The sequence below is a fragment of the Nocardioides sp. zg-DK7169 genome (assembly GCF_013155365.1).
In the GTDB taxonomy this organism is placed as follows: domain Bacteria; phylum Actinomycetota; class Actinomycetes; order Propionibacteriales; family Nocardioidaceae; genus Nocardioides.
On the sequence record NZ_JABJRA010000010.1, the window covers coordinates 113,047 to 134,475 of the forward strand.

Annotated in this window: 22 protein-coding genes and 1 tRNA gene; 17 read left to right on the forward strand and 6 right to left on the reverse strand. The window is 73.8% G+C overall.

Annotated elements, in window-relative coordinates; translation table 11 throughout:
- The first annotated feature begins 42 nt into the window (after window positions 1-42).
- From HOQ23_RS15525 to HOQ23_RS15540, 4 genes are read left to right on the forward strand one after another with little or no spacing between them, the layout of a single operon-like run.
- Window positions 43-1,194 carry an NAD(P) transhydrogenase subunit alpha gene (locus HOQ23_RS15525; protein ID WP_172215498.1) on the forward strand — a complete coding sequence of 384 codons (1,152 nt, stop codon included), beginning with the start codon at window positions 43-45 and terminating at the stop codon, window positions 1,192-1,194.
- Window positions 1,191-1,502: an NAD(P) transhydrogenase subunit alpha gene (locus tag HOQ23_RS15530; RefSeq protein ID WP_172215499.1), complete on the forward strand. Its 312-nt coding sequence runs from the start codon at window positions 1,191-1,193 to the stop codon at window positions 1,500-1,502. The genes HOQ23_RS15525 and HOQ23_RS15530 overlap by 4 nt, the downstream gene beginning before the upstream one ends.
- Entirely contained in the window at window positions 1,499-2,872 is a 1,374-nt protein-coding gene (locus HOQ23_RS15535) for an NAD(P)(+) transhydrogenase (Re/Si-specific) subunit beta (protein ID WP_172215500.1), read from the forward strand. The genes HOQ23_RS15530 and HOQ23_RS15535 overlap by 4 nt, the downstream gene beginning before the upstream one ends.
- A 58-nt stretch (window positions 2,873-2,930) precedes the next feature.
- Window positions 2,931-3,104 (forward strand): hypothetical protein, encoded by a 174-nt coding sequence (locus HOQ23_RS15540; protein WP_172215501.1) that lies wholly within the window; start codon window positions 2,931-2,933, stop codon window positions 3,102-3,104.
- 35 nt (window positions 3,105-3,139) lie between these two features.
- Here the strand turns inward: HOQ23_RS15540 and upp are convergent, their stop codons facing one another.
- Entirely contained in the window at window positions 3,140-3,781 is a 642-nt protein-coding gene (gene upp / locus HOQ23_RS15545) for a uracil phosphoribosyltransferase (protein WP_172215502.1), read from the reverse strand.
- A 106-nt stretch (window positions 3,782-3,887) separates the two neighbouring features.
- On the opposite strand from upp, the gene HOQ23_RS15550 reads away from it, so the two are divergent.
- The 11 genes from HOQ23_RS15550 to HOQ23_RS15600 all read left to right on the forward strand — a co-directional run bounded on the left by HOQ23_RS15550 (window position 3,888) and on the right by HOQ23_RS15600 (window position 15,175).
- Entirely contained in the window at window positions 3,888-4,379 is a 492-nt protein-coding gene (locus HOQ23_RS15550; RefSeq protein ID WP_172215503.1) for a tRNA adenosine deaminase-associated protein, read from the forward strand.
- Between the two features lie 49 nt (window positions 4,380-4,428).
- Window positions 4,429-4,869: a nucleoside deaminase gene (locus HOQ23_RS15555; RefSeq protein WP_172215625.1), complete on the forward strand. Its 441-nt coding sequence runs from the start codon at window positions 4,429-4,431 to the stop codon at window positions 4,867-4,869.
- Window positions 4,870-4,931: 62 nt separating this feature from the next.
- Window positions 4,932-6,293, forward strand: a complete 1,362-nt coding sequence (locus tag HOQ23_RS15560) for a hypothetical protein (RefSeq protein WP_172215504.1) — start codon at window positions 4,932-4,934, stop codon at window positions 6,291-6,293.
- A 73-nt stretch (window positions 6,294-6,366) separates the two neighbouring features.
- Window positions 6,367-6,456: transfer RNA gene (locus HOQ23_RS15565), tRNA-Ser, on the forward strand.
- Window positions 6,457-6,733: 277 nt separating this feature from the next.
- Window positions 6,734-7,081 carry an antibiotic biosynthesis monooxygenase gene (locus HOQ23_RS15570; protein WP_172215505.1) on the forward strand — a complete coding sequence of 116 codons (348 nt, stop codon included), beginning with the start codon at window positions 6,734-6,736 and terminating at the stop codon, window positions 7,079-7,081.
- Window positions 7,082-7,188: 107 nt separating this feature from the next.
- The gene (locus HOQ23_RS15575) at window positions 7,189-9,396 is read left to right on the forward strand and encodes an MMPL family transporter (RefSeq protein ID WP_172215506.1); all 2,208 of its coding nucleotides are present in this window, start codon (window positions 7,189-7,191) and stop codon (window positions 9,394-9,396) included.
- A 257-nt stretch (window positions 9,397-9,653) separates the two neighbouring features.
- Window positions 9,654-9,989 carry a YnfA family protein gene (locus tag HOQ23_RS15580; protein WP_172215507.1) on the forward strand — a complete coding sequence of 112 codons (336 nt, stop codon included), beginning with the start codon at window positions 9,654-9,656 and terminating at the stop codon, window positions 9,987-9,989.
- A 61-nt stretch (window positions 9,990-10,050) separates the two neighbouring features.
- Window positions 10,051-10,578 carry a gamma carbonic anhydrase family protein gene (locus tag HOQ23_RS21630; protein ID WP_172215508.1) on the forward strand — a complete coding sequence of 176 codons (528 nt, stop codon included), beginning with the start codon at window positions 10,051-10,053 and terminating at the stop codon, window positions 10,576-10,578.
- 72 nt (window positions 10,579-10,650) lie between these two features.
- Entirely contained in the window at window positions 10,651-12,777 is a 2,127-nt protein-coding gene (locus HOQ23_RS15590; protein ID WP_172215509.1) for an FAD-dependent oxidoreductase, read from the forward strand.
- A 77-nt stretch (window positions 12,778-12,854) separates the two neighbouring features.
- Window positions 12,855-13,727, forward strand: a complete 873-nt coding sequence (locus HOQ23_RS15595) for a MoxR family ATPase (RefSeq protein WP_172215510.1) — start codon at window positions 12,855-12,857, stop codon at window positions 13,725-13,727.
- Window positions 13,724-15,175: a VWA domain-containing protein gene (locus HOQ23_RS15600; RefSeq protein ID WP_172215511.1), complete on the forward strand. Its 1,452-nt coding sequence runs from the start codon at window positions 13,724-13,726 to the stop codon at window positions 15,173-15,175. The genes HOQ23_RS15595 and HOQ23_RS15600 overlap by 4 nt, the downstream gene beginning before the upstream one ends.
- 216 nt (window positions 15,176-15,391) lie before the next feature.
- Here the strand turns inward: HOQ23_RS15600 and HOQ23_RS15605 are convergent, their stop codons facing one another.
- Complete coding sequence (locus HOQ23_RS15605) at window positions 15,392-16,591, reverse strand: aminotransferase class I/II-fold pyridoxal phosphate-dependent enzyme (RefSeq protein WP_367650524.1); 1,200 nt, start codon at window positions 16,589-16,591, stop codon at window positions 15,392-15,394.
- Window positions 16,588-18,075 carry an FAD-binding protein gene (locus tag HOQ23_RS15610; protein WP_172215512.1) on the reverse strand — a complete coding sequence of 496 codons (1,488 nt, stop codon included), beginning with the start codon at window positions 18,073-18,075 and terminating at the stop codon, window positions 16,588-16,590. Before HOQ23_RS15610 ends, HOQ23_RS15605 begins: the two co-directional genes overlap by 4 nt.
- A 126-nt stretch (window positions 18,076-18,201) precedes the next feature.
- On the opposite strand from HOQ23_RS15610, the gene HOQ23_RS15615 reads away from it, so the two are divergent.
- Window positions 18,202-19,710 (forward strand): potassium/proton antiporter, encoded by a 1,509-nt coding sequence (locus HOQ23_RS15615; RefSeq protein ID WP_172215513.1) that lies wholly within the window; start codon window positions 18,202-18,204, stop codon window positions 19,708-19,710.
- A 7-nt stretch (window positions 19,711-19,717) separates the two neighbouring features.
- Here the strand turns inward: HOQ23_RS15615 and HOQ23_RS15620 are convergent, their stop codons facing one another.
- The 3 genes from HOQ23_RS15620 to HOQ23_RS15630 form a co-directional block, all read right to left on the reverse strand.
- On the reverse strand, window positions 19,718-20,266 hold the full coding sequence (locus HOQ23_RS15620; RefSeq protein WP_172215514.1) for a LytR C-terminal domain-containing protein: 549 nt from the start codon (window positions 20,264-20,266) through the stop codon (window positions 19,718-19,720).
- Window positions 20,263-20,559, reverse strand: a complete 297-nt coding sequence (locus tag HOQ23_RS15625) for a type II toxin-antitoxin system VapB family antitoxin (protein WP_172215515.1) — start codon at window positions 20,557-20,559, stop codon at window positions 20,263-20,265. Before HOQ23_RS15625 ends, HOQ23_RS15620 begins: the two co-directional genes overlap by 4 nt.
- A 98-nt stretch (window positions 20,560-20,657) precedes the next feature.
- On the reverse strand, window positions 20,658-20,822 hold the full coding sequence (locus tag HOQ23_RS15630; RefSeq protein WP_172215516.1) for a hypothetical protein: 165 nt from the start codon (window positions 20,820-20,822) through the stop codon (window positions 20,658-20,660).
- Between the two features lie 129 nt (window positions 20,823-20,951).
- Here HOQ23_RS15630 and HOQ23_RS15635 point away from each other — a divergent pair, with 129 nt between their 5' ends.
- Window positions 20,952-21,398 carry a nuclear transport factor 2 family protein gene (locus HOQ23_RS15635; protein ID WP_172215517.1) on the forward strand — a complete coding sequence of 149 codons (447 nt, stop codon included), beginning with the start codon at window positions 20,952-20,954 and terminating at the stop codon, window positions 21,396-21,398.
- Window positions 21,399-21,429 lie beyond the last annotated feature (31 nt).

Here is a 21,429-nt window from a genome sequence, read left to right on the forward strand (position 1 = left end):
AAATGACGCGACCCGTCGGCGGGTGTGACTAGGTTCACACCTGTGAGGGTCGCCGTGGTCCGGGAGACCCGCGAGCACGAGACGCGGGTGGCGTTGACACCTGAGCTGGTCGGGAGGCTGACCGGGCTCGGGTGGGAGGTCGCGGTCGAGCCCGGGGCCGGCGAGCGGGCCCTGCGCCCCGACGAGGAGTACGCCGCGGCCGGCGCGGTCCTCGACCCCGGCCTCGCCCACGACCTCTCCGGCGCCGACCTGGTGCTCTCGGTCCAGCCCCTGGCGCGCGAGCGGGTACGCCGCCTGCGCCGCGGCGCCACCACCGTCTCGTTCCTGCCCGCGACCCAGGAGCCCGCCCTGGTGGCGGACCTGCGCGACGTGGGGGCGACGTCGTTCGCGATGGAGCTGGTCCCGCGGATCTCGCGCGCGCAGTCGATGGACGCGCTCTCCTCGCAGTCGCTGGTGGCGGGCTACCGCTGCGCCGTGGTGTGCGCGGGGCTGCTGCGCCGCTTCCTGCCGCTGAACATGACCGCCGCGGGCACCGTCCCGCCCGCCGAGGTGATGGTGCTCGGCGCCGGGGTCGCCGGGCTCCAGGCGATCGCGACCACCCGGCGCCTGGGCGCGGTGGTGCGCGCCTACGACGTGCGCGCCGCGGCCGCGGAGGAGATCCGCTCGGTGGGCGCCCACGCGATCGAGCTGGAGCTGCCGACGCTGGAGGGCGCGGGCGGCTACGCCCGGGAGATGTCGCAGGAGCGCGCCGAGCGCCAGCGCGAGCTGCTCACGCCGTACGTCGCGGCCGCCGACGCCCTGATCACCACCGCCGCCGTGCCCGGCCGGGCGGCGCCGCTCCTGGTCACCGCGGCGATGGTCGAGCAGATGCGCCCCGGCTCGGTGGTCGTCGACCTCGCCGCCGACGCCCCGACCGGCGGCAACGTCGAGGGGTCCGTGCCCGGCGAGGTGGTGCGGATCGGCGGCGCGCAGGTGTGGGGCGGGCGCAACGTGCCGGCCCAGATGCCCGAGCCGGCCTCGCGGCTCTACGCCGCCAACGTGACCGACCTGGTCGCGCTGCTGACCCGCGACGGCGCCCTGGACCCGGACTGGGAGGACGAGATCGTGGCCAGCAGCTGCGTCACCCACGACGGCGAGGTGCGCCACGAGCCCGCCCGGCTGGTGCTCGAGGAGCCGGGCGGTGAGACCGCATGAGCGAACCCGTCGCGTGGCTGACCATCTTCGTGCTGAGCGTGGCCGTCGGCATCGAGGTGATCGCCAAGGTCTCCTCGACCCTGCACACCCCGCTCATGTCCGGCGCCAACGCCATCCACGGGGTGATCCTGCTCGGCGCGGTGATCGTCACCGGCACCACCGAGTCCACCCTCGCGCTCGTCGTCGGCCTGGTCGCGATCGTGCTGGCCGCGGTGAACATGGCCGGCGGCTTCGTGGTGACCGACCGGATGCTGCGGATGTTCGGCCGGCGACGGCGCCCGCGGAGCGAGCAGGAGGCCGGGCGATGACCCCCACCTGGGCCCAGCTGGTCTACCTCGCCTGCGCGGTCGGCTTCATCCTCGCGCTCAAGGGCCTGGCCGGTCCGCGCACCGCCCGGGCCGGCAACCTGATCGGCGCGGGCGCGGCGGTGGTCGCCGTCGCGATGCCGTTCCTCTACCTCGACCTCGACCACGTCCCGCTGATCCTCGCGGCGATCGCGGTCGGCAGCCTCGTCGGCGTGCTGGGCGCCCAGCGGGTGCAGATGACCCAGATGCCGCAGATGGTCGCGCTCTTCAACGGCGTCGGCGGCGGCGCGGCGGCCCTCGTCGCGCTGATGGAGCTGGAGCACATGGGGGCCGCGACCCCGGGCTTCGACCTCGCCGCGACCGGGTTCACGGTCGCGGTCGGCGCGGTCTCGTTCGCCGGCTCGGCGATCACCTTCGCCAAGCTCCAGGAGCTGATGACCTCGCGCCCGGTGGTCTTCCCCGGGCTGCCCGTGCTCTTCGGCCTGGCCCTGGTCGCCGCGGTGGTCCTCGCCGTTCTCGTGGTCCGCGACCCCTCGGTGCCGCTCGGGGTCGCGCTCGCCCTGGTCGGGCTCCTGCTCGGGGTGCTGCTGGTGCTGCCGGTCGGCGGCGCCGACGTACCGATCGTGATCAGCCTGCTCAACGCCTTCACCGGCCTGACCGTCGCCGCCGGCGGCTACGTCCTGGGCAACGTCGTCCTGCTCGTCGCCGGCACCCTGGTCGGCGCCTCCGGCACCTTCCTCACGTTGCTGATGGCCCGCGCGATGGGCCGCTCGGTCACGAGCATCCTGTTCGGGGCGCTGCGCGGCGGCTCCACGCTGGGCGCGGGCGTGGCCTCCGACCGCCCGGTGCGCTCCGGCGGCCCCGAGGACGTCGCGATCGCGCTGGGGTACGCCGAGCGCGTGATCGTGGTCCCCGGCTACGGCCTCGCGGTGGCCCAGGCCCAGCACACCCTGCGCGAGATCGTCGACCTGCTCGCCGAGCGGGGCGTCCGTGTCGACTACGCCATCCACCCGGTCGCCGGCCGGATGCCCGGGCACATGAACGTGCTGCTCGCCGAGGCCCAGGTGCCCTACGAGCAGCTGGTCGAGATGGGCGACATCAACCCCGAGTTCCGTCACACCGACGTCGTGCTCGTGGTCGGTGCCAACGACGTGGTCAACCCCGCCGCGCGCACCACCCCCAGCGCGCCGATCTACGGCATGCCGATCCTCGACGTCGACCAGGCCCGCCAGGTGGTGTTCCTCAAGCGCTCGATGCGCCCGGGCTTCGCCGGCATCGACAACGAGCTGCTCTTCGACCCCCGCACGACCCTGCTCTTCGGCGACGCCAAGGAGTCCCTCGCCAAGCTGCTGGCGGCCCTGAAGGCGCTCTAGCTGTGATGCCCGAGGTCCCGTCGACGGGACCTCGGGCCGGTTGCCTCGTTGAGCAGGCATGAACGACGACGAGGAGCGTTTCGTGCGCCCCGACGGACATCGCTACGACGCGCCGGAGCCGGAGTCCGAGCAGCGCAGCAAGGAGTGGGTGTACGCCGCGCTGGCGCTGGTGGTGGTCGGCCTGATGGTGCTGATCGTCACCGGAGTGGTCCCGGTCCACCCCCGCGGCTGAGGCGGGGCGCAGTCCCGGGACCGGCGCTCAGCGCCTCAGCCGGCGATGCCGTAGAGCCGGTCGCCCGCGTCGCCGAGCCCGGGCACGATGTAGCCCTTCTCGTCGAGGCGCTCGTCCATCGCGGCGGTCACGATCGTGACCGGGACGTCGAGGTCGGCCAGGTCCTGCTCGAGGCGCGCGCAGCCCTCGGGGGCAGCCAGCAGGCAGATCGCGGTGATGTGGTCGGCGCCGCGGTCGGTGAGGAAGCGGATCGCCGCGGCGAGGGTGCCGCCGGTGGCCAGCATCGGGTCCAGCACGTAGCACTGGCGACCCGACAGGTCGTCGGGCAGCCGCTCGGCGTACGTCGCGGCCTCGAGGGTCTCCTCGTTGCGGACCATGCCGAGGAAGCCGACCTCGGCGGTCGGCAGCAGCCGCATCATCCCGTCGAGCATGCCCAGGCCGGCGCGCAGGATCGGCACCACGAGCGGCTTCGGGGTGGCCAGTCGGACGCCGGTGGTGGGGGAGACGGGGGTGGAGATGTTGACCGCCTCGATCCGCACGTCGCGGGTGGCCTCGTAGGCCAGGAGCGTCACCAGCTCGTCGGTCAGGTGCCGGAACGTCGGGGAGTCCGTGCGCTCGTCACGCAGCGTGGTGAGCTTGTGGGCGACGAGCGGGTGGTCCACGACATGAGTACGCATGTCCCGAAGGCTAGTCCAGCCCGCTGCGCGACGGGTCTTGGCCGGGCGCGCGAGCTCTGACACTGTAGACACGCAGGCGTCCGGCAGCACCCTGTGGAGGAGCCCCATGGTCCAGATCGACGATGTCGACTTCGCCGTCGCGGCGTTCCGCCAGGGCGGGGTCTGGACGGTCGGCGAGCTCACCCGGGAGCACCTCGGCGACGTCGAGACCCTTGCCGACGCGCTGGGCAGGCTCCCCGGTGACAGCGGCGCGATCGCCCTGATCGGCATCGACGACGACTACTTCATGCTCCTGCGCGTCACCGGTGACCGGGTCCGGGCGCTGGTCTCCGACGTGGCCGCGGCCGACGTCTCCGAGCTGGCCGCCTCCGCGCTGGAGATGCTGGGGATCCCGGCGCCGCTCGACGACGACGAGGACGCCGAGGCGGTGCCCGCGGGCGACCTCGACCTGCTCGGGGACCTGGGCATGCACGCGATGGACATGGCCGTGCTGCTCGACGACTTCGACCTCTACCCTGACGAGGTGCTCTCCGACGTGGCCCGCAAGGTGGGATTCGGCAAGCCCTTCGACGACGCCGTCGGCCTGACGTCGGCCTGAGCCGGCGGGACCGACGACGACCGTGCTGCACGACCCCTGGCGCGAGCCGATGCTCGCCGCCCTCGCCCAGGCGCGCGAGGCCCGTGCGACCCACGACGTACCGATCGGGGCCGTGGTGCTCGGCCCGGACGGCGCCGTGCTCGGCGTCGGGCACAACGTCCGCGAGGCCGAGGCGGACCCGACCGGGCACGCCGAGGTCGTCGCCCTGCGCGCTGCGGCCCGGGCCGTCGGCGAGTGGCGGCTGAGCGGCTGCACGCTGGTGGTGACTCTCGAGCCGTGCACCATGTGCGCCGGCGCCGCGGTGCTGTCCCGTGTCGAGCGGATCGTCTTCGGTGCCTTCGACGACAAGGCCGGTGCGGTGGGCAGCCTGTGGGACGTGGTCCGCGACCGGCGCCTCAACCACCGCCCCGAGGTGGTCGGCGGGGTGCTCGCCGCGGAGTCGACCGCCCTGCTCGAGGACTTCTTCGCCGAGCACCGCCCGCGCGGCTGACCCCCGTGGGGGTTCCGCACATTTCACCCCCACGATCGCGGGCCCGGGGTCATACTGGCGAGGTGGCGGCACCGTTCTCCGGCAGGTCCTCGACACGCTCCCAGGGCAGGTTCTCCCCCTGGAGGCGTTCCCGACGCGGGCCGCTGACGGCCGGGGTGGTCCTCGCCGGGGTGGCCCTGGCGACCACGGGCTGGCTCGCGCCGGCGGCGGTCGCCGACGGCACGGTCACCGTGCGAGGCACGTCGTTCCCGGACCCGCTCGCCACCACGCTCTCCTTCGTGGGCTGCGACTCGCTCGGCTCGGTGGGCGCGGAGACCCCGCAGCCGTTCGTCGGGCTCGGGCCCGAGCAGCCGCCTGCGGGCCAGCGCAGCGTGGGCTACGACCTCGCCGGCGGCAGCGCGGTCGGCGCGCTGCACGTCGTGGCATCGGTGCGCACCACGAGCGTCGCCGCGGTCTCGGTGCACGCCCCCGCGGGCGCCTCGGGGGTGTCCTACGCCGGCTACCAGACCCACGCCGACCGCGGCACCGACGTGATGTGGCTGGGCCGCGCCGACCTGAGCGCCGCCGGCGGCTGGCAGGAGTTCGACGCGATGCGGACCGCCTACACCTGGTCGCGCGTCGACCTGGCCCGCGGCACCGTCCTCGACCCCGGCCCGGCCCGCGCGATGGGGGTGCGGCGCTTCGCCGAGCGCGGGGGCGGCGACGGCGGCGCCTTCTTCACCGTCGGCTTCGGCTGCGACGGTCAGCCGTTCTCCCTCGACGCGCTGCGCGTCGGACCGGCCGGCGCCGTCACGACGTACGACCTCGAGGGGCTGGCGACCACCACGACCATCGCCGGGCCCGCGCAGTCGCGACCGGGTGCACCGGTGCGGCTGACCGGCACGCTGCGCGACCAGACCGGCGCGCCCCTCGACTGGGCCTCGGTCATCCTCGAGCGCCAGCTGCCCGGCGGCGGCTGGGAGACCGTACGGGTCGTCGAGGTCGGTCCCGGGCTCGACCCGGCCGCGACCGTGCGCCCGCGCGAGACCACGACGTACCGCTGGCGCTTCGTGGACCGCCCGCTGGCCGAGGCCAGCACCTCCGCCTCGCACACCGTGACGGTCGAGAAGGCGGGTACGCCGAGCGAGAAACCGACACCGAGCGAGAAGCCCACGCAGTCGGACAGGCCCACGCCGAGCGAGAAGCCCACTCCGTCCTCGACGCCGACGACGTCGGCCCCGTCGAGCAGCGCGCCCACCACGACGCCGACGCCCACGCGGACGCCGAGCAGGCAGCCCAGCGCGACCGCCACGGAACCGAGCGCGACGCCCACGAAGCCCAGCGCGTCGGCGCCCAGCTCGTCGCCCGCGCGGACCCCCCAGGAGTCCGCATCCGGCACGCCCTCCGGCAGCGCCTCGCCCCGGACCGCGACCCCGACGCCCTGAGCACAGCGCCTCGATCGCCCGGGGCGGGGACCGGATTTCACCCGCTCCGCCACCCTCCGGTACATTCCTCCGCGGTGGCGTGTCCGAGCGGCCGAAGGTGCATCACTCGAAATGATGTGTGGGGTTAAACCCACCGTGGGTTCAAATCCCACCGCCACCGCCATGCCGACGAGAGTCGGAGAGAGCCGCCCCAGGCCCGAGAGATCGGGAACCGGGGCGGCTCTCGGCATTTCGGGTGTCCCTGCGCCGTACGCCGCGGGCCCGTGCCGGTGGACGCCGTCTTCGAGGTCGCGCGGCGCCCGTTGACGTGGCGGTGAAACGCGTCTGCATGGCGTTGTCGGGCGTTGTCGGGCGCCGGGGCCCGTGGTGACCTGAGAGCGACCGCGACCGCGACTGCGGGCGCCGGTCGGCATCGGAGCGGAAGCTGAAGGAGGAGGGTCATGATCCTGCGCCGCTGGCGAGGGGCCGTGCGGCCCGAGGATGTCGAGGCCTACCTCGCCCACCAGAGCGAGACCGGCGTACGCGGCTACCGCGCCACGCCCGGCAACCTGGGCGTCCTGGTGCTGCGGCGCCCGGTGGGCCACCTGGTCGAGGTGATCACCCTGTCGCTGTGGGAGTCCATGGCCGCTGTCCGGGGCTTCGCCGGCGAGCGGCCCGAGGTCGCCGTCTTCTACCCCGGGGACGACGAGCTGCTCGCCGAGAAGGACCCGCACGTCGACCACTTCGAGGTGAGCGAGGGCGACCTCGACCCGGGCCTCCTCGGCCAGCTCGCGCACCTCCCGGGCTGAGCCGAGCCGCGCCCAGGACTTCGGAACCCCCCGGGGGGTTATGTTACTGTTCGTGACGCCATCCCCCCGGGGGGTTAACTCCGGGACCGACACACGAACGGAACGCCATGAGCACCAGCCCGGCACCCACCCGCCCCGCGGGTCCGCCCTCCCCACCGCCCCGCAGCCGTCCCGGGCCGCTCGGCCGTCTCGGCGTCTGGGTGACCGAGCACGCCAAGATGGTTGGCCTGGTCTGGCTGCTCGCGGTGATCGGCCTGGGCGCCTTCGCCCCGCAGGTCGAGCACAACCTCTCCGGCGCCGGCTGGCAGGACAGTGGCTCGGAGTCGGTCGCGGCGCGCGAGCTGGCCGTCGAGCACTTCGGCGGCAACGCCTCCTCGGCGATCCAGGTGGTCGTCCGCTCCGATGACGGTCCGGTCACCGAGGGCGAGGGCGCCGAGGTGCTGGCCGAGGTGACCGCGGTCCTCGAGGGGGAGTCCCGCATCGCCGAGGTGGTGCCGCCGATGCCGGGTGCCACCCTGTCCGGGGACGGCTCGACCGCGATCGTGCTGGCCGGTGCCGGCGCGGACACCAACGAGATGGTCCGCGTCGCCACCGACCTCAAGGGCGAGTTGCAGGACCTCTCCACCGAGGCCGTCCAGGTCAACCCGACCGGCTCCTCGCTGCTGTGGAGCGACTTCAACGAGGCCAACCTCGACGCGATGCTGAAGTCGGAGCTGATGTCGTGGCCCGTGACGCTCGCGATCCTGGTCCTCGCCTTCGGCGCCCTCGTCGCGGCCGGGCTGCCGCTGCTGCTGACCCTCGCCGGCCTGGTCGCCTCCGCCGGCTCGCTGGTGCTGATCAACGCGCTCGTACCGGTCTCCATCTGGGCCTTCAACTTCGCGATGATGTTCGCCCTCGCGCTCGGCATCGACTACGCGCTGTTCCTGGTCGTGCGCTACCGAGCCGCCCGAGCGGCACGCCGTGAGGGCGCGGCGCAGGCCCTCGGGGGTCTCGCCGATCGCGCCGCGCGCCAGCAGGCGGTCGCCGAGACCATGGACACCGCCGGCAAGGCGGTCCTGCTCTCCGGGCTCACCGTGCTGATCTCGCTGTCCGCGGTGATGCTGGTGCCGTCCCCGGCGTTCCGCTCGATGGCCGGCGGCATCATGCTCTCGGTCGTCTTCGTGCTCGCCGCGACCCTCACGCTGCTGCCCCTGGTGCTGTTCAAGCTCGACGACCGCATCAACAAGCTCGCCCTGCCGTGGGCGCGCACCACCGAGCACCGCTCCCGCCGGTTCACCGCCTGGGGCGAGCGGCTGTGGAAGCGTCCCGTCGCCTGGGGCCTCGCGTCGCTGGTGGTCCTGCTCGCCCTGGCCGCGCCGGTCCTCGGGCTCACGACGGCGATGCCCTCGATCAAGGTGCTGCCGCAGGACGCCTCGGCGCGGGTCGGGTACGACGTGGTGCAGGACGCCTTCGGCGACGGCGCCCCCGGCACCCTGCAGGTCGTGGCCGACCAGGACGACGCCGCCTCGGCGGCCGACGTCCTCGGCGCGGACTCCGGGATCGCGGCCGTGATGGCGCCGATGCCGGCCGCCGACGACAGCGGCCTGGTGATGCTCCAGGCCGTCCCGACCGTCGACCCCTCGGACCCCGCGCTCGGGGACACCGTCGACCGGCTGCGCGCCGACCTGCCGGCCTCCGCGCTCGTCGGCGGCGCCCCGGTGGAGAACCTCGACCTCAAGGCCCAGCTCGACGAGTCCACCCCGCTGGTGATCGGCGTGGTCCTCGTCCTCGGGTTCCTGCTGCTGCTCGTCGCCCTCCAGGCGCCGTTGATCTCGCTGCTCGGCACCCTGGCCAGCCTGCTCTCCACCGCCGCCGCCTTCGGCGTCGCGCGGCTGATCTTCCAGGAGGGGTACGGCGCGGACCTGCTGGGCTTCGAGTCCCAGGGCTTCCTGGACGCCTGGGCGCCGGTGTTCTTCTTCGCGATGATCTTCGCGATCGCGATGGACTACACCGTCTTCCTGCTGGCCTCCGCCAAGGAGCACTACGAGCGCACCGGTGACGCCAAGCAGGCGATGGTCGGCTCGCTGGCCCACTCCGGCCGGGTCATCTTCGCCGCGGGCGCGGTGATGGTCGCGGTGTTCTTCACCTTCGCGCTGTCCGGGCCGATCCCGCCCAAGGAGATGGGCGTCGTCCTCGGCCTCGCCGTGCTCCTCGACGCGTTCCTGGTCCGCCTGGTGCTGCTGCCGGTGATGCTGCGCCTGACCGGTCGCGCCGCGTGGTACTGCCCGGCCTGGCTGCGCCGGGTGCTGCCGAACATCACCTTCGCGCACGACTGAGGCGGCCCCGCCCCGCACGCGGTCCTCATCTCCCCCCGGGTTCTCCCGGAGCCGGGAGGTGAGGACCGCGTCGTCGTGGGAAAGGAGGTCCGGGCGGTCGACCCCTCGAGAGGATGGTCCGGTGACATGAGCGACGTCCAGGACCACGGCGAGCTGCCGGCCTGGGCCACCGAGGTGATGGCGGCGGGCGCCCCGCTCGCCCCGGTGGCACCGCAGGCCGGGGGCGTCCCGACGCGCCGAGGCGACACAATGCGCCCATGGACATCGCCCGGTCGCTCCCGCTCTTCGTGCTCGCCGCGGTCGCCGAGATCGGCGGCGCCTGGCTGGTCTGGCAGGGGATCCGCGAGCACCGCGGCCTGCTGTGGGTGGGCGCCGGCTTCGTGGCGCTCGGCCTCTACGGCTTGGTTGCCACCCTCCAGCCGGACGCCAACTTCGGGCGGGTGCTGGCGGCGTACGGCGGGGTCTTCGTCGCCGGCTCGCTGGCGTGGGGGATGCTCGTCGACGGCTTCCGCCCCGACCGGTACGACGTCGCCGGCGCGCTGGTCTGCCTGGTCGGCGTCGCGGTGATCATGTACGCCCCGCGCGGGGCCTGAGGTCCCGCACCGCGGTCGGAGCGGTGGTGGCCGAGCAGGGACGTCGGGCACAGTGACGCCCGTGAACCTCATCGAGTTCGAGGGCAAGCGCCCCTCCGTCCACCCCGAGGCCTGGATCGCCCCGACCGCCACGCTGATCGGCGACGTGACCGTGGAGGCCGGCGCCAGCATCTGGTACGGCGCGGTGCTGCGCGGCGACGTCGACGCGATCGTCATCGGGGCCGGCTCCAACGTGCAGGACAACTCCGTGCTGCACGCCGGCCCGGGGGAGCGGCTGGTGGTCGGGGCGAACAGCACCATCGGGCACTCCTGCATGGTGCACTGCGCCGAGATCGGCGCGGGGTCGCTGATCGGCAACGGCGCGACCGTGCTCGACGGGGCCCGGATCGGCGCGGGCACGCTGGTGGCCGCGGGCGCGGTCGTCACGCCGGGGACGGTCGTCGGGGACGGGGTCCTCGTCGGTGGCACGCCGGCGCGGGTGCTGCGCTCGATCGAGGGCACCTCAGCCGCGGCGATGGTGGAGGTCAACGCGCCGTACTACGTCGAGCTCGCGAAGCGGCACCGCGCCGGCACACGGCCCGTGGGCTGAGTCGTCCACGCGTGGTCCCGGTCACAGGGACCGGCGCGCCCGCTGCGGCGACCGCGTTCCTACCGTGACCGCGTGCCGACCAAGACCCGAACCGAGTTCCCCCGCCTCCTCGCGCCCGGCCGGATCGGGCCGATCACGCTGCCCAACCGCGTGCTGCTGCCCGCGATGGACATGAACCTGTGCGAGGACGGGGTGATCCACGAGGGCGACATCGTCCACTACGCCCGCCGCGCCCGCGGTGGCGTCGGCATGGTCATCACCGGCGCCAGTGCGGTGGCGTACCCGGTCGGGGCCACCAGCCGCAAGGAGCCGGGGCTCTCCGACGACCGGTTCCTGCCGGGGCTCACCGCACTCGCCGACGCCGTGCACGCGGCCGGCTCGCTGCTGTGCGTGCAGGCCACCCACCACAGCAAGGTGGCGCGCATCGACACCGCCGACGGGCGCCCGATGCTGGTGCCCTCCGAGCCGCGTGTGGAGCGCGACATGAGTGCGCTGGCCGACAACACCCGCGACGAGCTGGTCGCGATGGCCGCGATCAACGAGGGCAACCAGCCCAGCTACCACGAGGCGACCGAGGAGGACCTGGCCTGGGCGGTCGAGCAGTTCGCCGGCGCCGCGCGCCGCGTGCTCGCGTCGGGCGCCGACGCGATCGAGATCCACGCCGCCCACGGCTACCTGCTCGGCAGCTTCCTGGCCTCCGCCGACAACCGGCGTACCGACCGCTACGGCGGCTCGCTGGAGAACCGCGCCCGACTGGCCTGCGAGGTGATCGCGGCCGTGCGCGAGGCGGTCGGCGACCGGCTCGCGATCCTGGTCCGTGTCGCCGGCAAGGAGTACGGCGAGGAGGGCGCGCTCAGCACCGAGGAGGCGGTCGCCGCCGCGGTGCTCTTCGAGCGGGCCGGTGCCGACGCCATCCACGTGACCGGCTGGGCGCGCAACCCGTTCCGCGACTTCACCGACGGCCCGCTGCCCTCGCAGGTGGCGGCGTACCGCTCCTACGCCCGCGCGGTGAAGGCGGCCGTGACCATCCCGGTGATCACCGTCGGGCGGGTGCTGCCCGAGGTCGCCGAGGAGATCCTTGAGGCCGGCGAGGCCGACTTCGTGGCGATGGGGCGTCAGCTGCTGGCCGAGCCGGACCTGGTGAACAAGCTGCGCGCCGGGGACCGGGCACGGGTGCGCCCGTGCATCAACTGCTACGTGTGCGTGGAGCAGAACTTCTGGGACGGCACGCCGCTGTGCGCGGTCAACCCCGCCCTCGGCGCCGAGGACGCCGCCGACATGGAGCCGGCCACGACGCCGCGCCACGTGGTGGTCGTCGGCGGCGGCCCCGGCGGCATGGAGACCGCGCGGGTGGCGCGCGAGCGCGGGCACCGGGTGACCCTGCTGGAGGCCGGCGACCGTCTCGGCGGCTCCGCATGGTTCTCCCAGCTCACCACGCCGGCGAACGGACCGCTGCTGGACTGGCAGGGCCACGAGCTGCGCCGTCTCGGCGTCGACGTACGCCTCAAGCACCGCGCGACCGCGCAGACGATCGCCGCGCTCGCCCCGGACGCGGTGGTCCTCGCGACCGGCGCGCACCGCGGTCGCCCGCCGGTGCCCGGCGCCGACCTGCCGCACGTGCACACCGGCGACAGCCTGCGCGCGCTGCTCACCGGCAGCGGGGACGCCGGCGCCACCAAGCCGCTGCTGCGCCTCGCCGGCGCCGCGGGCCGGCTCACCCGCGCCACCCGCAGCCCCGAGCTGATCCGGGAGGCCACCCGCCGCTTCCTGCCCGTCGGCTCCGGTGTCGTGGTGATCGGCGGCTCGCTGGTCGGCCTCGAGCTCGCGGAGTTCCTCGCCGAGCGCGGCAAGAAGGTCACCATCCTCGAGGAGGGCGCCCAGCTCGGCCTGCCGATGGCGATGCCGCGCCGCTGGACCGCCGTACGCCGCGCCGGCGAGCACGGCGTCGTCGCGGTGCGCGGTGCGACGGTCGTGGAGATCACCGGCTCCGAGGTCCGCTACCGGGTCGGCGAGGATGGGCCCGTCGAGAGCGCCGCGGCCGACCTGGTCGTCGTCGCCTCCGAGGTCTCCTCCGGCGCCCCGCTCGCCGAGGAGCTCACCGCCCTGGGGATCAAGACCGAGGTGGTCGGCGACGCCGGCGACGTGGGCTACATCCAGGGTGCGATCCACTCGGCCTGGCGGGTCGCCGCCACCCTCTGAGGGGCTGGGCGCCATCCCGTCCACGGACCGCGCGATCCCGCCCACCACCCCGCGTGCCCTGCGGCAGGATGGGCCGCATGCCTGCGACTCCTTGGTTCAGCTCGCCCGCCGACGCGATCGAGCGGCTCGGGAAGGCGGGCTATCTCGCCGACGCCGCCACCGGCACGACGGCGTACCTCGCCGGGGCGCTGGAGAAGCCGCTGCTGATCGAGGGGCCCGCGGGCGTCGGGAAGACCGAGCTGGCCAAGGCGGTGGCGCGCGCGGCGGGGGCGGACCTGGTGCGGCTGCAGTGCTACGAGGGCCTCGACGAGGCGCGGGCGCTGTATGAGTGGAACTACAAGAAGCAGCTGCTCGCGATCCAGGCCAGCGGCCACGAGCAGGGCTGGGACCGCACCCAGGAGGAGATCTTCACCGAGGAGTTCCTGCTGACCCGGCCGCTGCTGAGCGCGATCCGGCGCGAGGAGCCGACGGTGCTGCTCATCGACGAGGTCGACAAGACCGACGTCGAGGTGGAGGGCCTGCTGCTGGAGGTGCTCTCCGACTTCCAGGTGACCATCCCCGAGCTGGGCACGATCAGCGCCGTGCGCCGCCCGTTCGTGGTGCTGACCTCCAACGCGACGCGTGAGCTGTCCGAGGCGGTCAAGCGGCGCTGCCTGTTCCTGCACCTGGACTACCCCGACGCCGAGCGGGAGCGCGAGATCGTCACCTCCCAGGTGCCCGGCCTCGACGACGCGGTCGCCGCGCAGCTGGTCGCGGTGGTGGCCCGGCTGCGCGACCTGGAGCTGCGCAAGGCTCCCTCGATCGCGGAGTCGATCGACTGGGCACGCACCCTGCTGGCCCTCGAGATCGACGACCTCGACGACGCCGCGGTCGACGCCACCCTGGGCGTCGTGCTCAAGCACGTCTCCGACACCCAGCGCGCCGTACGGGAGCTGAAGCTGCGGCGATGAGCCTCCTCGACCGCCACCTCTCCTTCCTCGAGGCGCTGCGCGGGGCGGGCCTCCCGGTCTCCCTCGCCGAGGACCTCGACGCCGTCGCCGCGCTCACCGCCGTGACCTGGGGGGACCGAGCGCTGGTGCGCGAGGCGTACGCCGCCACGCTGGTCAAGCGCCGCTCGCAGCGCGCCACCTTCGACACCCTCTTCGACCTGTGGTTCCCGCCGCTGGTGGGCGAGGGGCATCGGGCGGGCTCGGGGCCGGGCGACGCCGAGGCCACCGGGGCCGCCGGGGAGGACGCCGGCGGCGAGGACGCTGCCGGGTCCGGCCAGGGCCACGTCCGCGACGGCGCCGCGGCACTCGAGGCGCTCCGCGACCGGGTCGTCGAGGCGCTGGGCGCGGGGTCGGACGAGCAGGCCGCCGCCCTCGCCACCGGCCTGGCCCGCGAGGCGGTCGGCACGTTCGGCTCGCTGCCCGGCGCCGGCCGCGGCATGACCGGCTGGTCGGCGTACGCCGCGCTCCAGCGGGTGGCGCCCGAGCGCCTCGTCGAGCGGCTGGTCGCGGCGCTGCTGTCCGACGCCGAGCCCGAGCCCGGCGGCGAGGAGCGGGCGCGCCGCACGGCCGCGCGACGCCTCGGCACCTTCACGGCGGCCGCGGAGGCCGAGGCCCGGCGGCGTACGGCGGAGGCCAAGGGCGCGGCCCACGTCGCGCGCACCACGGTGCGCCCCACCATCGACCAGCTGGACTTCCTCTCCGCGCGGCGCGCGGACCTCGAGGAGCTGCGCCGCGAGGTCCACCCGCTCGCGCGCCGGCTGGCCACCCGGCTGACCCAGGAGCACCACGCGCAGCGCCGCGGCCCGCTGGACTTCCGCCGTACCGTCCGGGCCTCGCTGGCCACCGGCGGCGTACCGCTGGAGACGCGTCACCGCCCCAGGCGCCCGCACCGCACCGACCTGGTGGTCCTGTGCGACGTGAGCGGCTCGGTGGCGAACTTCGCGCAGTTCACGCTGCTGCTGGTCCTCGCCCTGCGCGACCAGTTCCAGAACCTGCGCGCCTTCACCTTCATCGACCACGTCCACGAGGTCACCCACCACCTGCGCCCGCAGGCCGACCCGGCCGAGGTGATGGCCGACCTCGCGGCCAGTGCGTCGTACGCCGCGCTGTGGGGGCGCACCAGCTACGGCCGGGCGTTCACCCGCTTCGCCGAGGAGCACGCCGACGCGCTCGGGCCGCGCTCCTCGCTTCTGATCCTGGGCGACGCCCGCTCCAACCACGGCGACCTCGCGCTCGGCGCGCTGCGCGAGATGGCCGGCTCCGCGCGGCACGCCTGGTGGCTCAACCCCGAGCACCGCCGCCACTGGGACACCGGTGACTCCGCCGCCAGCGCGTACGGCGAGGTCGTGGACATGGTCGAGTGCCGCAACCTGACCCAGCTCTCCGACTTCGTCCACGACCTGCTCTGAGCGGCTCGCGCAGACACACCTCGTTGAATCGAGAGTTCCGCGCGTTGAGTCGAGAGTTCTTGCGCGTTGAGTCGAGAGTTCGGGTCGTTCAGGCGCCGTCGCATCACCACAAGCGCCGACTCGGCACACCACAAGCGCCGACTCGGCACACCACGAGGGCCGACTCGCGCCACCACAAGGGCCGACTCGCGCCACCACAAGGGCCGACTCGGCGAGTCAGGCGCGGGTGAACACCGGGCGGAGACGCTCCAGCGCCTCCTCGATCTCGTGGCCGGGGCCGGCGAAGCTGAACCGCACGGAGCGGTGGCCGTCGACGGTGTCGAAGTCGATGCCGGGCGCCATCGCCACGCCGACGCGCTGGAGCACGTCGTGGGCGAAGGCCATCGAGTCGTCGGTGAGGTGGCCGATGTCGGCGTAGGCGTAGAAGGCACCGTCGGCCGGGGCGAGGCGGGTGACGCCGAGGTCGGCGAGGCCGTCGAGCAGCAGCCGGCGGTTGGCGGCGTAGCGCCGCACGTGGCCGTCCAGCTCGGCGTAGGACTCCTCGTCGAAGGCGGCCAGGCAGGCGCGCTGGGCAATCACCGGCGGGCAGATCGTGAAGTTGCCGGTCAGCACGTCGACCGCGCGACGCAGCCGGTCCGGCACGAGCATCCAGCCGATCCGCCAGCCGGTCATCGAGAAGTACTTGCTGAAGCTGGAGAAGACGACCGCCTCGCGGCTGGTCTCCCACGCCGAGCGGGCCAGGTGCACGCCGCCGTCGTCCAGGCCGGCGTACTCGATGCCGTGGTAGATCTCATCGGAGATCAGCTGGATGCCGTGCTCCTCGCAGTACGACGCGAGCGCGGCGAGCTCGGCGGGCAGCAGCATCGTGCCGGTTGGGTTCGCGGGGCTCGCCACCACCAGGCCCTTGATGTCCGGACCGAGCGCGGCGACCTGCTCGACGGTGGGCTGGAAGCGGGTCTCGGGGCCGGTCGCGATCTCCACGACCTCGCAGCCCAGGGCACTCAGCACGTTGCGGTAGCAGGGGTAGCCCGGGCGGGCCATCGCCACCTTGTCGCCGACCTCGAACGCCGCGAGGAAGGCCAGCAGGAAGCCGCCGCTGGAGCCGGTGGTGACCACGACCTCGTCGGGGGAGACCTCGACGCCGTGCATGCGTGCGTGGTGGGCCGCGATCCGCTCGCGCAGCTCCAGCAGGCCGGCGGCCGGGGTGTAGCCGAGCGGGTCCCCGGACTGCAGCAGCCGGATTGCCTCGGCGTTGACCGGGGCGGGCGCGCCGGTGCTCGGCTGCCCGGCGAGCAGGTTGAGCATGTCGCCGTGGGTGCGCTGCCGCGCCGCCGAGGCGGCGAGCAGGTCCATGACGTGGAACGGCGGGACGTTGGCGCGGCTGGCCACGCCGAAGCGGTCGTTCAGGGAGGTCACGCCCCGACTGTAGGGACTCCCGCGAGCGCGGCCGCGTGGCGCCCCGCCCGGCGTCCGAAGAAGGAGCCCTCGCCGAGCTGAGTGCCCGAGGCGTAGCCCTTGCCGTCCTGGGCGATGTTGGAGGCGCAGGCGCCGGCGGCGTACAGCCCGGGCACGACGCTGCCGTCGGGGCGCTGGACCTGGGCGTCGACGGTGGTCCGCAGCCCGCCGAGGGTGAACCCGGCGTACATCGCGTGGCCCAGCCGCAGGTCGAAGACCGCCCACGGCCCGACCGACTGGGGCGCCAGCCACTCCGGCGCCTTGTGGAAGTCGGGGTCCTCGCCGCGCGCGGCGTGCTCGTCGTAGCGGGCCAGGGTGGCGGTGACCGATCCCGGCGGCAGCTCCAGCGCGGTCTCGAGCTCCTCGAGGGTCTCGTAGCCGTCGATGAGCGGGACGAGGGAGTACTTGGAGTACTCCACGTGCTCGCTGTCGACGATGAGGTACGCCGCGGACCCCGGCTGCTCCATGACGTGCTGCGAGGTGCGCGAGTGGTAGGAGTCCTCGGCCACGAAGCGCCGGCCCTCGGCGTTGACGATCACGCCGGTGAGCAGCCGCGACGGCGGGTAGCACGGCGCGGTGATGAACGGCTCCTCCATGTGCTTGAGCTCGGCGCCGGCCGACTCCCCGAGGCGGATGCCGAGGCCGTCGTCGTACGTCGAGCCGAGGGTGAAGAGCTTCGAGCCCAGCTGCGGGGTCCAGCGCGCGACCATCGCGGGGTTCATCACGAACCCGCCCGCGGCGATCACCACCGCGCCGGCGCGCACCGTGCCGGTCTCCTCGAAGCGGCGCCAGGCCAGCCCGACCACGGCGCCGGCGTCGTCGAGGACCAGGTTGGTCGCGCCGGTCTCGTAGCGGACCTCGACACCGGCCTCCTCGAGACGGTCGCGCAGCAGGTCCATCACCATCTTGGTGCCCTCGGTGTCGCCGGGGACCGGCACCTTGTGGCCGCGCGGGGCGGGGCGGACCTGCTCACGGAACGGCCAGACCTTCTCGTTGCCGGTGAACATCAGCCCCTCGGTGCCGGGCTGGATGACCGCCTTCTCTGGGTAGAAGGAGCGCTCGAACTCGAAGCCGAGCGCCTCCAGCCAGTCGCAGTGCTCGACCGAGCCGTCGCAGTACGCGCGGATCTTGTCGTGCTCGGGCTCCTTGGAGACCGCGACGAGGTAGTCGTACATCGCCTCGGGAGAGTCCTCGTGGCCGGTGGCGCGCTGCACGACGGTGGCGCCGCCGAGGTAGAAGTGGCCGCCGGACATGCTCGAGGTGCCGCCGTGCACCGCCGCCCGCTCCAGCACCAGCACCCGCGCGCCGGCGCGGGCCGCCTCCAGCGCCGCGCAGCCGCCGGCGATGCCGAAGCCGACCACCACCACGTCGTACGCCGGGGCGCCGTCGAGGACCTCGGGGGACAGTACGGCGGGGACCTGGGCGCCCGCGGAGTCGCTCGTCATGCGAGGAATCTAGAACAAGTTTCAGTTCTGCGCGACGGTCCCGGGCCGATGATGGTCGCGTTCCGCGCCTCGGACGTGGATCCTCGGAGACGTCCGTCCTGCCGGCGCACGACCGTGAGGGGTCCCATGAGGTTCGACGCCCATCAGCTGGACGTGTTCCTGCTGGTCGGCTCGGCGGTGACCCTCGTGGCGGTGCTGGCCGTCCGCGTCTCGCACCGCGCCGGGCTGCCCAGCCTGCTGGCCTACCTGCTGCTCGGGGTGCTGCTCGGCGCCTCGGGCCTCGGGGTCGACCTGGCCGACCCCGAGATCGCCCACGCGCTGGGCTTCGGGGCGCTCGTGCTGATCCTGGCCGAGGGCGGGCTGACCACCAGCTGGCGCGCGATCCGTCCCTCGATGGGCCTCGGGGTGGCACTGGCGACGGTCGGGGTGGCGATCTCGGTGGGCATCGTGGCGTTCGCCGGGCACCACCTGCTCGGCCTGCCCTGGCAGGTCGCGGTGCTGCTCGGGGCGGTCACCTCGGCCACCGACGCCGCGGCGGTGTTCTCGGTGCTGCGCGCCCTGCCGCTCCCGGGGCGGCTGACCGGCGCGCTCGAGGCCGAGTCGGGGCTCAACGACGCCCCGGTGGTGGTGCTGGTCGTGCTCGTCTCGTCCGGGGCGGCCCAGGAGCACGGCGTGCTGGCCGTGGTCGCGCTGGTCGTCTTCGAGCTGGTCGCGGGCGTGCTGATCGGGCTGGGCGTCGGGGCCGCCGGCGCGTGGCTGATGCGGCGTGCGGCGCTGCCCTCCTCGGGGCTCTACCCGATCGCGGTGCTGTGCCTCGCGGTCCTCGCCTACGGCGTCGCGGTCGAGGTGCACGCCTCCGGCTTCGCCGCGGTGTACGTCGCGGCGCTGGTCCTCGGCAACGCCGAGCTGCCGCACCGCCAGGCGACCCGGTCCTTCTCCGAGGGGGTCGCCTGGATCGCCCAGATCGGGCTCTTCGTGATGCTCGGCCTGCTGCTCGACCCGTCCCGACTCACCTGGCACACGGTGTGGCTGGCGGTGCTGGCCGGGCTGGTGCTCACCTTCGTGGCGCGCCCGGTGTCGGTGTTCGTGTGCGGCCTGGTGGGGCGGATGTCGTGGCGCGAGAGCGCGTTCCTGTCCTGGGCCGGCCTGCGCGGCGCGGTGCCCATCGTGTTCACCACGATCCCGCTCGCCGACGGCGTGCCCGGGAGCGAGCGGCTCTTCGACATCGTGTTCGTGCTGGTCGTGGTCTACACCCTGCTGACCGGCCCGACGCTGCCGTTCGTGGCCCGGTTGCTGGGGGTCGCGCGCCCCTCGCAGGCCCGCGAGCTCGAGCTGGAGGCCGCACCCCTGGAGCGCATCGCCGCGGACCTGTTGCAGATCACCATCGGGCCGCAGTCGCAGATGCACGGCGTCGAGGTGGGCGAGCTGCGCCTGCCCCGCGGCGCCTCGGTGAGCATCGTGATCCGCGACGGGGAGACCCTGGTCCCCGAGCGCCGTACCGTCCTGCGCCACGGCGACGACCTGCTCGTGGTGACCCCGCGCCGCCAGCGCGAGGCGACCGAGCACCGGCTGCGGCAGGTGAGCCGCAACGGGCGCCTGGCGCAGTGGTTCGAAGCGACCCGTCGCCGCGACTGAGGGGCCGCTACACGAAGGGCGGGCTGCAGATCGTGGTGGCGGAGACCGGCGTGGTGGTCTTGCGCCCCGGGACCAGGGCGTCGAACTTGTCGCCGACGACCACTACCACGCCGGGCGCGGAGGTCTCGCGGTCGACGATCCGGGCGTCGCCGAGCCGTGAGCGGACCAGCCGCACCGCCGGATGCTTCGGGGTGGAGGTCCAGATCTGGACCCGGATCACGTCGGCGTCGCGGGGCGCGTTGCCGCGCTCGCCCTCGCCGAAGCCCGCGTCGATGAACTGCTGCATCGTGCGTCCGGCGAGGCCGTTGCGGGTGCCGGCGTTGAGCACGCTCACCAGCACCTGGTCGGGATAGATCTTGGTGCCGGCCTCGACCTCGGTCTCCACGCAGGCCTGGTCCGAGGCTGACGGGGGCAACGGCGCGGTCAGCGCCCACCAGCCCCATGCCAGTCCGGCGAGGAGGAGCACGACGAGCGCGCTCAGCGTCAGTGCGGTCCGCGCCCGGGGCGAGAGGCCCGAGTCGTCGGAGTCGTCCGGAGCCCGCGCCTCGAAGCTCATCCGGCCACCACGTGGACCCGTGCGTGCAGGACGTTGCGCTGGCGCAGGGCCGCGCGCAGGGCGCGGTGCAGGCCGTCCTCGAGGTAGAGCTCGCCGCGCCACTGCACGACGTGGGCGAACAGGTCGCCGTAGAAGGTGGAGTCCTCGTCGAGGAGCGCCGCCAGCTGCAGGGTGTCCTTGGTGGTGACCAGCTCGTCGAGGCGGACCGGGCGCGGCGCGATCGCCGCCCAGTCACGGGCGCTCAGCCCGTGCTCGGGGTACGGACGGCCCTCGCCGACGCGCTTGAAGATCACGCCGCGACTATAACGAGCGCGGCCCGCGCGGGAAGGGCTGTCGACCAACCCGCCCCGGACGGGCCGTGGCCCACCGGGGGCGGGAGGCGCCGGTGGGCTCAGGCCGACCAGCGCACCGAGTCGGCCACCAGGTCGGCGAGCGCGTTGACGCCGCGGAGGTCCTGGCGCTCCTCCATCAGCCGGGCGAGGGCCTGGGAGTGGCGCAGCTCGAGCTTCGTGCGCTGGATGGCGATGCGGTCCTGGGTGTCGTGGTTCTGGGCCATCGGATCCTCCTGGCTGGTCGGGGTGGTGCGGCTCGTGCCAGCGTGCGCCCCGAAGATCGCCGTGAGGTTGTGTCCTGGTTACGGGGACGTTTTCGACCACGCCAGACCTGTGTGATCTAGGTTTCACCCGTGAGCGATGTCGAGGAGATCTGCCGGCTGAAGTACCGCTACCTGCGCACCCTGGACTCCAAGGAGTGGGCGGACTTCGAGGCGTGCTTCGAGCCCGACGCCACCGCCGACTACGACGGACTGGTCTTCGCGGACCGCGCCGCGCTGGTCGACTACATGCGGACCAACATGGTGGAGGGGATGCACACCCTGCACCAGGCGCACCACCCGGAGATCGAGGTCGACGGGGACACCGCCACCGGGCGCTGGTACCTCCAGGACCGCGTGATCGTCCCCGCCTACAGCTTCATGCTCGAGGGGGCGGCCTTCTACTCCGACCGCTACGTCCGCACCGCCGAGGGCTGGCGGGTGGCGCACACCGGCTACCGCCGCACCCACGAGCTGAAGTACGACCTGCGCCAGTTCCCCGGACTGACCGTCACCGGCCCGGGCAGCGCCACGCACTGACCCGGCGCACTGACCTGGCGCACTGACCTGG

Bases quoted from the DNA above. Each gene is read 5' to 3' on its own strand.
- HOQ23_RS15570 (WP_172215505.1), top strand. From the start codon at position 6,734: ATGATCCTGCGCCGCTGGCGAGGGGCCGTGCGGCCCGAGGATGTCGAG.
- HOQ23_RS15550 (WP_172215503.1), top strand. From the start codon at position 3,888: ATGGTCCAGATCGACGATGTCGACTTCGCCGTCGCGGCGTTCCGCCAG.
- HOQ23_RS15595 (WP_172215510.1), top strand. From the start codon at position 12,855: ATGCCTGCGACTCCTTGGTTCAGCTCGCCCGCCGACGCGATCGAGCGG.
- HOQ23_RS15610 (WP_172215512.1), bottom strand. From the start codon at position 18,075: ATGACGAGCGACTCCGCGGGCGCCCAGGTCCCCGCCGTACTGTCCCCC.
- HOQ23_RS15615 (WP_172215513.1), top strand. From the start codon at position 18,202: ATGAGGTTCGACGCCCATCAGCTGGACGTGTTCCTGCTGGTCGGCTCG.
- HOQ23_RS15580 (WP_172215507.1), top strand. From the start codon at position 9,654: ATGGACATCGCCCGGTCGCTCCCGCTCTTCGTGCTCGCCGCGGTCGCC.
- upp (WP_172215502.1), bottom strand. From the start codon at position 3,781: ATGCGTACTCATGTCGTGGACCACCCGCTCGTCGCCCACAAGCTCACC.
- HOQ23_RS15600 (WP_172215511.1), top strand. From the start codon at position 13,724: ATGAGCCTCCTCGACCGCCACCTCTCCTTCCTCGAGGCGCTGCGCGGG.
- HOQ23_RS15530 (WP_172215499.1), top strand. From the start codon at position 1,191: ATGAGCGAACCCGTCGCGTGGCTGACCATCTTCGTGCTGAGCGTGGCC.
- HOQ23_RS15535 (WP_172215500.1), top strand. From the start codon at position 1,499: ATGACCCCCACCTGGGCCCAGCTGGTCTACCTCGCCTGCGCGGTCGGC.
- HOQ23_RS15555 (WP_172215625.1), top strand. From the start codon at position 4,429: ATGCTCGCCGCCCTCGCCCAGGCGCGCGAGGCCCGTGCGACCCACGAC.
- HOQ23_RS15575 (WP_172215506.1), top strand. From the start codon at position 7,189: ATGAGCACCAGCCCGGCACCCACCCGCCCCGCGGGTCCGCCCTCCCCA.
- HOQ23_RS15630 (WP_172215516.1), bottom strand. From the start codon at position 20,822: ATGGCCCAGAACCACGACACCCAGGACCGCATCGCCATCCAGCGCACG.
- HOQ23_RS15620 (WP_172215514.1), bottom strand. From the start codon at position 20,266: ATGAGCTTCGAGGCGCGGGCTCCGGACGACTCCGACGACTCGGGCCTC.
- HOQ23_RS15540 (WP_172215501.1), top strand. From the start codon at position 2,931: ATGAACGACGACGAGGAGCGTTTCGTGCGCCCCGACGGACATCGCTAC.